Source organism: Streptomyces sp. RPT161 (genome assembly GCF_027533845.1).
Classification (GTDB): Bacteria; Actinomycetota; Actinomycetes; order Streptomycetales; family Streptomycetaceae; genus Streptantibioticus_A; species Streptantibioticus_A silvisoli_A.
The window spans coordinates 114,010-125,819 of record NZ_JAPZVN010000018.1 but is presented as its reverse complement, the minus strand read 5'-3'; the positions used below and the strand labels follow the sequence as shown (position 1 = coordinate 125,819).

Sequence of the window (11,810 nt, the reverse complement as noted above, 5' to 3'; positions counted from 1 at the left end):
CGCTGACCGCCGGTTCATGTCGTCGAGACCCACAGCCCTCCCGACGTGGACCGGCGGGCGCCTTTCCAGCAATCGCGCGGCGAGTGCGAGCCGGTCAGGCCGGGAAGCCCGCCTTCCGCAGGCCGGCCGCCACCGCCTCCCACGTCGGCTCGACCGGCTCTGACCTGCGCGAACCGACGGCGAGGTCCTTGAACCCGCTGGACGTCGAGACGCAGACCACCGGCCCGTCGAAGCCGCCCAGGCCACGCAGCCCGGCCAGCGCCGCGGCGCTGGAAACCTCCGCCCACAGCCCCTGCCGGGCCATCTCCGACTGGGCGGAACGCATCTCCTCATCGCTGACCAGCAGCGCCTGCCCGCCGCTCTCCCGGATGGCGACGACGCCCCGGTGGCCGGCGACCGAGCAGTCAATGGCGTACGCGGACGTCGGCCCCACCTCGATCGGCACACCCAGCCGTCCCGACCGCAGGGAGGCGGCCAGCGGGCCACCGGCGGCGGGCTCGCAGGAGAACATCCGCGGGGTTCGCTCCGCGACACCGAGCCGCTTGAGTTCCGCGAACCCCTTCCACACTCCGTAGAGCAGTTCCCCGTATCCCGTGGGCACGAAGACGGCTCGCGGGACGCCGAGTTCGGTGAAGACCTCGTACGCGATCGTCTTGTAGCCCTCGGGGCCGAAGGGGTGCCCGGTGTGCGTGACGGTGAGGTTACTGACCGGATGCAGGCCGAGCCGGTCGACCAGCCGCCGCATCAGCGGCCACCGGTCCTCCTGTGGTACGGGAAGCACGACGGCGCCGTACGCGTTCAGGAACGAGTCCACCGCGGGCGGCATGCTGTCGGAGCCGAGCACCACGCACCGCAGCCCGGCACGGGCCGCGTAGGCCGCGGCCGACGCGCCGTGGTTGCCGGAGGAAGCGACGACGATGCCCTCCGCCCCCACGCCGACGGCGGCGCTGACCGTACAGCGGTTCAACCGGTCCTTGTGGCTCCACGTCGGATTGCGCGACTCGTCCTTGATGAAGACACCATCGCCGATCTCGACCAGCGGAGTGCCCCCTTCGCCGAGTCCCGGCGCGGACAGTGGCGGCAGCAGCGGTGCCCAACGGTCGTGGCCGTCCCCGCGGTTCACCTGTCCGGGCCGAGTGAACAGCGCCCGGTCCACCTTCTCGTAGGTGTAGTCGACCTCCAGCGGATAGGCGACCTCGTCGGTGCTCGTCCGCGGACAGCCGCTCGTCAGCGGCGGCCACAGCGGATAGCCGATGTCCGGGTCACCCAGTGAGCGCTGGCCGTTCGCGAGCGAGTCTCCTGGCGTCATGGTCCAGAAGACTAGGCGCTGCCCGTCCCGGTCGCGCCCGGTTCCGCTGCTACTCGCCGAAAACGTCCGTCCGTTCGGACTTGCTCATCGAGGAGCGGCCCTTGATGTGGCGGCGCTGCGCCCTCGACGTAGAGCTGGCCCCTGGTCGGTCCCCCGGAACCGTGAGGGGTTCGTCACCCGGCGCTGTCGTCCAGTGACGCTTCGCGGCCGAGGCCGTCCCCGTGCAGCGTCGCCCCGAACACCGGGCCGCACTTCATACACACCCAACCTGACGTCCCGTCAAAGAATGCGGCGCCCGGGCAGTGCGGGCAGCTCACCTTGGAGATGGTCGGCCGTATCGGGGCGAGGATCCGGAACTCCTCCGTCGCGAACTGCGCCGGGTCCACGGCGGAGGCGTTCTCCTGCGCGTCCGCGCGGTGCTGTGCCATTTCGTCCTTGCCTCGCTTGTTCGTCTGGGCGGCCACAGGGTAAGGGATAGCGGTCGGCCTGGTACCGCCGGCCGGCGCCGTTCGACTCGCTCGCCGTCGCGCCGGTCCCCTATAGGTTCCCGCCGCGACGGCGGGCAACCATCACCGTGTACTCCGCCCGCGCCGAGCCGACCTCGCCACGCGCGGTGCCCTACAGAACGCACCCCGCGCGCCGTCCCGCACCCTTCGCCTCCGGTCGCCGCACCAGCGGACGTTTCGCGTGGAGCCCCGGGGAAAGTGTGAGCCGCAGCAGCCACTCACCGGGGAGGAATCGACGCATGCGTGCCAGCACCGTCCACCGCGTGAGGATTCCGTCCCTGCCCGGCGCGATGCCTCTGCTCGGGCACATTCCCCAACTGCGCAGGCAGCCATCGGAGTTCGTGCGGGCCCTGCGGACGCGAGGGGATGTCGTGCGCTTTCGGCTCGGGCCCCGGTGGGCCTACGCGGTCAACTCCCCCGCGCTCATCCGGCAGATGCTGGTGGCCGATGCGGAGCAGGCCGCCCCGCTGCGCCGGCACGGGCCCGTCGGGCTGGTGCTGCATCCGTCCCTGATCCGGCAGTACGCGGCGACCATGTGCGAAATCGCGGAGGCCAGGGTCGACTCCTGGCGGCACGGCGCACAGATCCTGTTGGACCAGGAGCTGTTCTCCCTCACCCTGGCGACGGTCACCCAGGTCCTGTTCCGCGGCCGGGCCGGAGCGCGCCTGGCCGAGGACGTGCGGGGTACCGTACCCGTGCTGCTGGAAGGGCTGGGCAGGCGGGCGCTGACTCCGTTCGGCGCGCTGGACAGGCTGCCCATGCCGGTGAACCTGCGTTTCCGCCGGGCGCAGCGCACCCTCCGGGAGGCGGTGCACCGGGCCATCGCGGAGTACCGGGCCGACGGGCTGGAGCACGGTGATCTGCTGTCGATGCTGCTCACCGCGCGCGACGCGGACAGCGGCGCCGGGTTGAGTGACGAACAGGTCCACGACGAGCTGGTCACGATGCTCGTCGCCGGTACCGAGACCACCGCCAGCGCGTTGAGCTGGGCCTGCTATCTGCTCAGCCGTGACGGCGACGCCCAACGGCGGTTCCAGCGCGAGCTGGACGAGGCGCTCGGTCGCCGCGACGTACATCAGGTGTCCCATGAGACCTTGCGGGAACTGGCCTTCCAGCAACGGGTGATCGCCGAGACGCTGCGCCTCTACCCCTCCACCTGGATGCTCGCCCGGCGGCCGAACAGCCAAATGGAACTGGGCGGTTACCGGATTCCGGCCGGATCCACCGTGCTGTTCTCCGTCTACGCGCTGCAACGGGACCCCGAACTCTTCGCCAGCCCGGAGCGGTTCGACCCCGACCGCTGGCTGCCCGAGTCGAGTCCGGGGATTCCCCGGGACGCGTACATCCCGTTCGACAGCGGCGTACGCGGATGCGCCGGTGAGCAGTTCGCCCGGGCGGAGATGGCCGCTTTCCTCAGCGTCATCTTCAGCCGGTGCAGCGTCCGCCCGGCGCCGGGCGGGTCACCTCCGGTCACCCGGCTGATGTCGATGTCCAGTGCGCTGCCGCTGATCGTGCGTCGGCGTACGCCGAGGGAGCGTCGCTGCTGAACCACGGACCGGACGCTTCCGTTACCCAACCCGAAGCGACGTGTCCGTGCTGATGGAGGGTAGACGTGTCGGTCAACACGCAGTGGCTCCACTCCCCCGGTCCGCCCCCCGAGCCGTACTCCTCCGGCATGGACGCGACCGGCGCCCAGCCCGTCGGCCCCTACGCCACCCAGCAGTTCACGATGCCCGTCCCCCCACCGCCGACCATGCCCCCCGTGGTACCGGCCGCGCCGCCCAGGCGGGAGCCGGGCGGGCGGCACCGTGCGCTGCGGCACCGCGACGTGTCGGGCGGCTGGCTGCGGCCGGCGGTGTTCGGCGCCATGGACGGACTGGTCACCAACGCCTCGCTGATCGCGGGTGTCGGCGGCGGTGGTGCCGCCGACCACACCATCCTGCTCACCGGTCTCGCCGGGTTGATCGCCGGTGCCTTCTCGATGGCCACCGGGGAGTACATCTCGGTCAGCTCGCAGAACGAGCTGACCCAGGCCGAGGTGGCCGTCGAGCAGCTCCAGCACTCGCGCAACCCCGAGGCGGAGCAGCGCGAGCTGGCCGAGGTCTTCGTCAAGCGCGGGGTCGACCCCCATCTGGCGGACGTGGTGGTACGGCAGATCTCCGCCGACCCGGAGCAGGCCATCGCGGTCCATGTGCGCGAGGAGTTGGGCATCGACCCGGACGATCTCCCGTCGCCGTGGACGGCGGCTGGGGCGTCCTTCGCGTCGTTCACGGTCGGCGCGCTCATTCCGCTGCTGCCCTATTTCCTCGGCTTGCCTTCGTTCGTACTCGCCCTGGTGCTCGCCGGTCTCGCGGCGTTCCTCGGTGGCGGTGCGGTGGCCCGGCTCACCGGGCGTCCGATGCTGGTCGGCGGCGTGCGGCAGTTCGCGCTGGGCGCGCTGGCGACGGGCATGACGTTCCTCGTCGGCCATCTGGTGGGGGCGCACCTGTCCTAGGCGTGCGGCGGCCCGGATCCCGGCCGAGGGGATCCGGGCCGCCGGTTCGGCTACCGCGAGGGGCACTGCTTCCAGGCGAAGTGGTAGACGGTGGTGATGCTCCCGTCGGTGGAGTCCATCGACAGGAAGCTGGTGGTGTTCGGGTCCGAGGTACCGGCGTTGACCCGCAGTTCGGTGTTGATGTTGAAGTTGCGCTCCTCACCGCAGGGCGCGTACACCAGCGAGGCGACGTCCGTGGTGTCGGTGGTCTGCCAGTCGTCGTCCATCGGGCCGCTGAACGGGTGCTCGATGTACGAGGTCTGCTGCATCCCCTGGAAGTAGTAGTTGGCCCGCTCCAGGCCGCTGGCGCCGTTCTCCAGGTGCCCGTAGCCGCGGTAGTCGGCCTCGGCGATGGCGTAGGTGAAGCCCTGCGGAACGTGCACGTCCAGCCCGAGTTGGCAGTTCTTGCGGAAGTCGGTGGGTCTGGCACCGACGCCCACCTGGGCCATGTAGTCGCTGTACGTGACGGTGAACGCGGTGTTGTCGGGGGACACGGCCACGGCGGCGGTACCGGCGGGGCAGCCGGAGCCGTTGACGTTCACCAGGTCGATGACGATCTGTCCGGGCGGCGGCGAGTCCAGGCCGTGGGCCGCCGCGGACGGGGCCAACGGCATGGCGAGCAGTGCGGCGGCGGCGCCGCCGATGAGCATGGGTTTGAGCATGGTTTCCCCTCGGTCGCTGTGCGGAACCCGCTGGGGCGAGTTGGTGGGTTCATGTCACCACCGACACCCCGGCGCGCATAGCGCAGGTTGAGCCGATCCTGTACGCCGAAGGAGCCGATGCCCGGTCGGCGATCGGGGCTATCCGGAACGCCCCTCGCGCCACTCGCGGACGACGCGTTCGACGTCGAAGGGGGTGAGCTTCAGCGGCGGTCCCGGCGGCGGGTTCCCGAGCGCCTCACGGATCCTGTCGTTGACCTCCGACACGATCCGCCGCACCTCCTCCTCAGAACCGGCCCGCGAGGCGGCGGCCAGCGCGTCTTCCGCTTCCTTGCGCAGCGCGAGCACGGGGGGCAGGTAGCTGACGCCTTCACGGCGCATTTTCTGCTTGACCCACCACAACTCGTCATAGGGCTGGTCCAGCTCGGGCAGCGGCTTTCCGGCTCCCGGCAGGTTGTCGAACTCACCGCGCTCCGCCGCTTCGCGGATCTGCCGGTCGACCCAGGACTCGAAGCTGACACCGGGCGGTTTGCGTTCGGTCATGGTGCGATTCTCCCGCGTGCCCGGCGTGCCGGGCGAGCGTGAACCGGTAGTAGCAACGAGACACGATCACCGAGAGCCACGGATCACGAACACAGGTGTGATGTCCTAGGGGCTGGCCGTTCTGATCGATTTGTTGTGAATAGGGGCTTTCGTCGCCAGCGCCTGTTCGTCGACCGAACGGCCACCCAGCCGACACATCACGCTCAGCACACCGGGGTTGTCCGTGGAAAAACTCTCCGCACGACGCCGTCATCCGCTGGCGGCGCTCGTCGCCCTGCTCATCGCGCTCGCGGCCGCCGGCGGACTGTACGCCGCGTTCGCGCCGACCCAGCAGGCCCAGGCCAACCCCGCCCAGTCGCTGGCGATCGACCAGGGCAAAGGGCTGTACGACGTCGGCTGCGCCTCCTGCCACGGCACCTCCGGACAGGGCTCCCACAACGGGCCGAGCCTGGTCGGCGTGGGCGCCGCCGCGGTGGACTTCCAGGTCGGCACCGGCCGGATGCCCGCCCAGCAGCCGGGCGCCCAGGTGCCGAAGAAGCGCCCCGTCTACACGCAGCCGCAGATCGACCAGCTCGCGGCCTACGTGGCCTCGCTGGGCCCCGGCCCGGCCATTCCGAACCCCTCCCAGTACGCCCCCGGGGACGTGGCCAGCGGCGGTCAGCTGTTCCGCACCAACTGCGCCCAGTGCCACAACTTCGCCGGTGCGGGCGGCGCCCTGAGCGAGGGCAAGTTCGCGCCCGAACTGCGCAACGTCTCCCCCAAGCACATCTACGAGGCCATGCTGACCGGCCCGCAGAACATGCCGTCCTTCCCGGACACCACGATGCCCGAGCCGCAGAAGCGCGACATCATCGCGTTCGTCACACATGTCACGAACCCCAGCAGCAACCCCAGCTACGGCGGCCTGAGCCTGGGGTCACTGGGTCCCGTCCCCGAGGGACTCTTCGGCTGGATCTTCGGACTGGGCGTGCTGGTCGCCGCCTCCATCTGGATCGCCGCCCGGACCGCAAAGGCCAGGAAGTAATGACCCATCAGGACAGCAACGCAGCCGACCACCTGCCGGAGCGCGGCAAGCCCGGCAAAGCCGTCGACCCCTTCGCGGATCCGGGCCTGCCCGCCCATGAGCCGCGCCGTCAGGACATCGACGAGCGGGCCGCGAAGCACTCGGAACGCGTCGTGACGATGCTCTTCGTCCTCGCGGTGATCGCCGCGTTCGGCTTCATCGCGTCGTATGTGCTGATCCCCAAGTCGAAGGTGGTCTTCATCTTCCCCGTGGGGCACGTCAGCGCGCAGAACTTCGCACTCGGCGGCACGCTGGGCATCGCGCTGCTGTGCATCGGCGTCGGCGCCATCCACTGGGCCCGCACCCTGATGTCCGACGCGGAGTACGCCTCCGAGCGCCACCCGATCTCGGCCCCGCCCGAGGTACGCCGGAAGGTCTTCACCGACTTCCAGCAAGGAGTGGCGGAGAGCGGCCTGGGCCGCCGCAAGATGATGCGCAACGCCCTGCTGGGTGCGATGACCATCGTCCCGCTCTCGGCGATCGTGCTGTTCCGGGACCTGGGACCGCTGCCCGAGAAGAAGTTGGAGCGCACCGCCTGGGCCGGCGGCAAACGCCTGATCAACATGAACGACAACCAGCCGCTGCGGCCCGAGGACATCGCCGTGGGCTCCCTGACGTTCGCCAAGCCCGAAGGCGTGCAGGAGAGCGACGAGGACTTCCAGGAGGTGATGGCCAAGGCAGCGCTCATGATCGTCCGGATCATGCCGAGCGATATCAAGGACAAGCGTTCGGCGGACTGGGGCCATCAGGGCATCCTGGCCTACTCGAAGATCTGCACCCATGTCGGCTGCCCGATCAGCCTGTACGAACAGCAGACGCACCATGTGCTCTGCCCCTGCCACCAGTCGACGTTCGACCTCGCGGACGGCGGCCGGGTCATCTTCGGCCCGGCCGGGCACCCGTTGCCGCAACTACGGATCGCCGTGAACGGCCAGGGCTATCTGTCGGCTCTCGGTGACTTCGACAAGCCCGTCGGCCCTGGATACTGGGAGCGCAGCGCATGAGCACCACCCCTTCGGCCCAGAGCGCCTCGACCGGCCGCCCCGGGCAGCCCAAGGCGGGCGAGCGGTTGGCGGACTGGGCGGACGGCCGGCTCGGCATCTACGCCCTGGCCAAGTCCAACCTGCGGAAGATCTTCCCGGACCACTGGTCGTTCATGCTGGGCGAGATCTGCCTGTACACCTTCGTCATCATCATCCTGACCGGCATCTATCTGACGCTGTTCTTCACCCCGAGCATGAACGAGGTCGTCTACCACGGCTCGTACACGCCGCTGACCAACATCCGCATGTCGGAGGCGTACAAGACGACGCTGGACATCAGCTTCGACGTGCGGGCGGGCCTGTTGATGCGGCAGATCCACCACTGGTCGGCGATCGTGTTCGTGGCGGCCATGTTCGTGCACATGATGCGCATCCTGTATACGGGCGCGTTCCGCAGACCCCGCGAGCTGAACTGGCTGTTCGGGTTCCTGCTGCTGTTCCTCGGCCAGTTCGACGGGTTCATGGGCTACTCGCTGCCGGACGACCTGCTGTCCGGCACCGGCATCCGGTTCCTGGAGGGCGCGGTGCTGTCGGTGCCGATCGTCGGCACCTATCTGACGATGTTCATCTACGGCGGGCAGTTCCCCGGCATGGTGATCATTCCGCGGCTGTTCACCGTGCACATCCTGCTGATCCCCGGCATCATGGCCGGGCTGGTGGTGGCCCACCTGATCCTGGTCTTCTACCACAAGCACACCCAGTTCGCGGGTCCCGGCCGCACCGAGAAGAACGTCGTCGGGATGCCGCTGATGCCGGTCTACATGGCCAAGGCGGGCGGCTTCTTCTTCGTGGTCTTCGGCGCCCTGGCGCTGATCTCCGCGATCGCCCAGGTCAACCCCATCTGGGCCTACGGCCCCTACCGCTCCGACCAGGTGACCACGGACGCCCAACCCGACTGGTACATGGGCTTCTCGGAGGGCCTGATCCGCATCATGCCCGGGTGGGAGATCCATTTCCTGGGCCACACACTGGAGTTGGGCGTCTTCATTCCGCTGGTGGTCTTCATCCTGGTACTGGTGGCCATCGCGGTCTACCCGTTCGTGGAGTCCTGGATCACCGGCGCCAAACGCGAGTACCACTTGCTGGACCGTCCGCGCAACGCGCCGGTGCGCACCGCGCTGGCCACCGCTTGGCTGGCCCTCTACATGGTGCTGCTGCTCGGCGGTGGAAACGACCTGGTCGCCACCCACTTCGACTTGTCCATCAACGCCATCACCTGGTTCGTCCGGATCGCCTTCTTCGTACTGCCGGTGGTCGTCTTCATCGTGGTCAAGCGGTGGTGCCTGGGGTTGCAGCGCCGCGACCGGGACAAGGTGCTGCACGGCCGGGAGACCGGCGTCATCAAGCGGCTGCCGCACGGTGAGTACATCGAGGTCCATGAGCGGCTGCCGCGGGAGCGGCTGTACGAACTCACCGCGCACGACCAGCTTGAGCCGCTGGAACTGCCGCCCGCGGTGGACGACTCCGGTGTCGAGCGCAAGGTGAAGTTCACCGACAAGATGCGTGCCAAGCTCTCCGAGGCCTACTACGGGGAGAGCAGCCAGATCCCCAAGCCCACGGCGGAGGAGCTGGAGGAGAGCACCCACCACCACTGAGCACCGACAGGATGAGGCCCCCGCCGCGTTCGCGGCGGGGGCCTCATCCATGTGAACTGTCAGCAGATGCGCGGCAGTTGCTCGCCGATCGGCAGGTCCACCACCCGGGTGCCGCCAAGTCCGGTGCGGGCGACGACCATTCCCGGATGGGCCTCGACGCACTCGCCGATCACCGTAGCCGCCGCGCCCAGCGGATGGGACCGCATCGCGGCGAGCACCGCGTCGGCGTGCTGCCGGGGGACGAAGGCGACCAGCTTGCCCTCGTTGGCCACGTACAGCGGGTCCAGGCCGAGCATCGTGCAGGCACCCTCCACTTCCGGCGGCACCGGCACGGCGCTCTCCCGGATCTCCACGCCGACCCCGGCGGCGACCGCGATCTCGTTGAGCGCGGCGGCCAGACCGCCACGGGTGGGGTCGCGCAGCACGTGCAGATCCGAGGTGGCCGCCAGCATGGTGGCGACCAGACCGCCGAGCGCGGCGCAGTCGCTCACGATCTCCACCCCGAACTCCAGCCCTTCGCGGACGCTCATGATCGCCACACCGTGGACGCCGATCGCGCCGCTGACGATCACCACGTCGCCGGGGACCGCGCGCTGCGGCGCGATGTCGACTCCCTCGGGGATCAGGCCGATTCCGGCGGTGTTGAGGTAGATGCCGTCGCCGTGACCCGCCTCGACGACCTTGGTGTCACCGGTGACCACCTCGACGTCCGCCGCCCGGGCCGCCGCGCCGAGAGCGTGCGCCACCCTCCCGACGACCTCCGTCTCGACGCCTTCCTCCAGGATGAACCCACAGGACAGATAGGCCGCCACGGCCCCGCTCATGGCCAGGTCGTTGACGGTCCCGTTGACCGCGAGGTCGCCGATGCTGCCGCCGGGGAAGAACAGCGGCCGCACCACGAACGAGTCGGTGGAGAACGCCAGTCGCACCCCGCCGAGGCTCAGCGTGGCGGAGTCGGCCAGTTGGGACAGGATCCGGCCGCCGAAGGCGGGCGCGAAGATGTTCCGCACCAGTTCGGCCGACATCACCCCACCGCCGCCGTGGCCCATCACCACCTTGGGCTGGTCGCGCAGCGGCGCGGGGCATGTCCAGGCCGTCAGGTCGGGTGGTGCCTGGGTGGTCTCAGCCAACGGTGCTCGTCTCCTTGGGGGCGGTGGGGCCGCCGAGTCGGCGGTAGAGGTAGTAGGCGGCGCACGCTCCCTCGTTGGAGACCATGGTGGCCCCCAGCGGGTTGCGCGGGGTGCACAGGGTGCCGAACGCCTCGCACTCATGCGGTTTGATCAGGCCCTGGAGCACCTCACCGCTGCGGCAGGCGGCCGGTTCCTCGGTGGTGATGGAGTCCACGGCGAAGCGGTGCTCCGCGTCGAACTCCCGGTAGCGTTCCGCCAGCCGCCAGCCGCTGTCCGGGATGACGCCGATGCCGCGCCAGGCGCGGTCGGTGACCTCGAAGACGTCCTCCAGCATGGCCTTGGCCGCCGGATTGCCCTCCGGGCGCACCGCCCGTGGATAGGCGTTGTCCACGGCGTGCTCGCCGCGCTCCAGTTGGCGCACGGTACGGCGTACGCCCTCCAGGATGTCCAGCGGCTCGAAGCCGGTGACCACGATGGGCACCCCGAACCGCTCTGCCAACTCAGGGTACTCGGCGGTGCCCATCACGCTGCACACATGTCCCGCGGCCAGGAACGCCTGAACCCGGCAGACGGGCGACCGCATGATCGCCTCGATGGCCGGCGGCACCCGCACGTGCGAGACCAGCAGGCTGAAGTTGCGGATGCCGAGCCTGCGCGCCTGGTACACCGTCATGGCGTTGGGCGGCGCGGTGGTCTCGAAGCCGATGCCGAAGAACACGACCTGCCGGTCCGGGTTCTGCTGGGCGATCCGCAGCGCGTCCAGCGGCGAGTACACCACCCGTACGTCACCGCCCTCGCTCTTGACCCTGAACAGGTCGCGCCCGGTGCCGGGTACCCGCAGCATGTCGCCGAACGAGCAGAAGACCACGTCGGGGCGGGAGGCGATCTCCAGTGCCTTGTCGATCACCTCAAGCGGGGTGACGCACACGGGGCAGCCGGGACCGTGGATCAACTCGACCTCGTCGGGCAGGAGTTGGTCGATGCCGTGCCGGATGATGCTGTGCGTCTGGCCGCCGCAGACCTCCATCATCGCCCACGGCCGGGTCACCGTGGAGTGGATCTCGTCCAGCAGACGCTGGGCCAGCCGCGGGTCCTGGAACTCCTCGATGTACTTCATCGCTGCGCCTCCGGTGTCGCGGCGGCCGCGGCCCACGGATCGCCGAACTCCTCTTCCAGCATTCCGAGGTTCTCGAACAGTTGGAGGGTCCGCTTCGCGGACTCCTCGTCGAGACGTTGCAGGGCGAACCCCACGTGGACGATGGCGTATTCGCCGACCCGCAGGTCCGGCAGGTATTCGAGGCACACCTCCTTGAGCACACCGCCGAAGTCGACGGTGGCCATCCGGGTGCCGTCCCGGTCCTCGATATCCAGCACCTTGCCCGGTACCGCCAGGCACATGGCGTTCTCCTCGCTCGTTGTACGTTCGGTG

12 protein-coding genes are annotated in these 11,810 nt (G+C 69.5%); 5 read left to right on the top strand and 7 right to left on the bottom strand.

What is annotated here, in order from left to right; all coding sequences use genetic code 11:
• Positions 1–94 precede the first annotated feature (94 nt).
• Complete coding sequence (locus tag O5O46_RS27495) at positions 95–1,309, bottom strand: threonine synthase (RefSeq protein WP_269858286.1); 1,215 nt, start codon at positions 1,307–1,309, stop codon at positions 95–97.
• 173 nt (positions 1,310–1,482) lie between these two features.
• Positions 1,483–1,773: a hypothetical protein gene (locus tag O5O46_RS27490; protein WP_269858285.1), complete on the bottom strand. Its 291-nt coding sequence runs from the start codon at positions 1,771–1,773 to the stop codon at positions 1,483–1,485.
• 281 nt (positions 1,774–2,054) lie between these two features.
• Between O5O46_RS27490 and O5O46_RS27485 the strand changes: the two genes are divergently transcribed.
• Together O5O46_RS27485 and O5O46_RS27480 are read left to right on the top strand one after the other, a co-directional pair.
• Complete coding sequence (locus O5O46_RS27485) at positions 2,055–3,362, top strand: cytochrome P450 (RefSeq protein WP_269858284.1); 1,308 nt, start codon at positions 2,055–2,057, stop codon at positions 3,360–3,362.
• Between the two features lie 206 nt (positions 3,363–3,568).
• Positions 3,569–4,309, top strand: coding sequence for a VIT1/CCC1 transporter family protein (locus O5O46_RS27480; protein WP_391858238.1), 741 nt, complete (start codon positions 3,569–3,571; stop codon positions 4,307–4,309).
• 50 nt (positions 4,310–4,359) lie between these two features.
• Here O5O46_RS27480 and O5O46_RS27475 read toward each other — a convergent pair whose 3' ends face one another.
• Together O5O46_RS27475 and O5O46_RS27470 are read right to left on the bottom strand one after the other, a co-directional pair.
• Positions 4,360–5,010: a DUF4360 domain-containing protein gene (locus O5O46_RS27475; RefSeq protein ID WP_269858282.1), complete on the bottom strand. Its 651-nt coding sequence runs from the start codon at positions 5,008–5,010 to the stop codon at positions 4,360–4,362.
• 138 nt (positions 5,011–5,148) lie between these two features.
• Positions 5,149–5,550, bottom strand: coding sequence for a J-domain-containing protein (locus tag O5O46_RS27470; protein WP_269858281.1), 402 nt, complete (start codon positions 5,548–5,550; stop codon positions 5,149–5,151).
• A 223-nt stretch (positions 5,551–5,773) separates the two neighbouring features.
• Here O5O46_RS27470 and qcrC point away from each other — a divergent pair, with 223 nt between their 5' ends.
• The 3 genes from qcrC to qcrB are packed head-to-tail and all read left to right on the top strand — an operon-like array spanning position 5,774 to position 9,251.
• Entirely contained in the window at positions 5,774–6,574 is an 801-nt protein-coding gene (qcrC, locus tag O5O46_RS27465) for a cytochrome bc1 complex diheme cytochrome c subunit (RefSeq protein WP_269858280.1), read from the top strand.
• On the top strand, positions 6,574–7,617 hold the full coding sequence (gene qcrA, locus O5O46_RS27460) for a cytochrome bc1 complex Rieske iron-sulfur subunit (RefSeq protein WP_269858279.1): 1,044 nt from the start codon (positions 6,574–6,576) through the stop codon (positions 7,615–7,617). Before qcrC ends, qcrA begins: the two co-directional genes overlap by 1 nt.
• Positions 7,614–9,251, top strand: a complete 1,638-nt coding sequence (gene qcrB / locus O5O46_RS27455; RefSeq protein ID WP_269858278.1) for a cytochrome bc1 complex cytochrome b subunit — start codon at positions 7,614–7,616, stop codon at positions 9,249–9,251. Before qcrA ends, qcrB begins: the two co-directional genes overlap by 4 nt.
• A 59-nt stretch (positions 9,252–9,310) precedes the next feature.
• Here the strand turns inward: qcrB and hypE are convergent, their stop codons facing one another.
• Genes hypE through O5O46_RS27440 form a run of 3 tightly spaced genes read right to left on the bottom strand, consistent with a single transcriptional unit; the run spans position 9,311 to position 11,779 of the window.
• Entirely contained in the window at positions 9,311–10,381 is a 1,071-nt protein-coding gene (hypE, locus tag O5O46_RS27450) for a hydrogenase expression/formation protein HypE (RefSeq protein WP_269858277.1), read from the bottom strand.
• Positions 10,374–11,498: a hydrogenase formation protein HypD gene (gene hypD / locus O5O46_RS27445; protein WP_269858276.1), complete on the bottom strand. Its 1,125-nt coding sequence runs from the start codon at positions 11,496–11,498 to the stop codon at positions 10,374–10,376. Before hypD ends, hypE begins: the two co-directional genes overlap by 8 nt.
• Positions 11,495–11,779, bottom strand: a complete 285-nt coding sequence (locus tag O5O46_RS27440; RefSeq protein WP_269858275.1) for a HypC/HybG/HupF family hydrogenase formation chaperone — start codon at positions 11,777–11,779, stop codon at positions 11,495–11,497. The genes hypD and O5O46_RS27440 overlap by 4 nt, the downstream gene beginning before the upstream one ends.
• Positions 11,780–11,810: the final 31 nt, after the last annotated feature.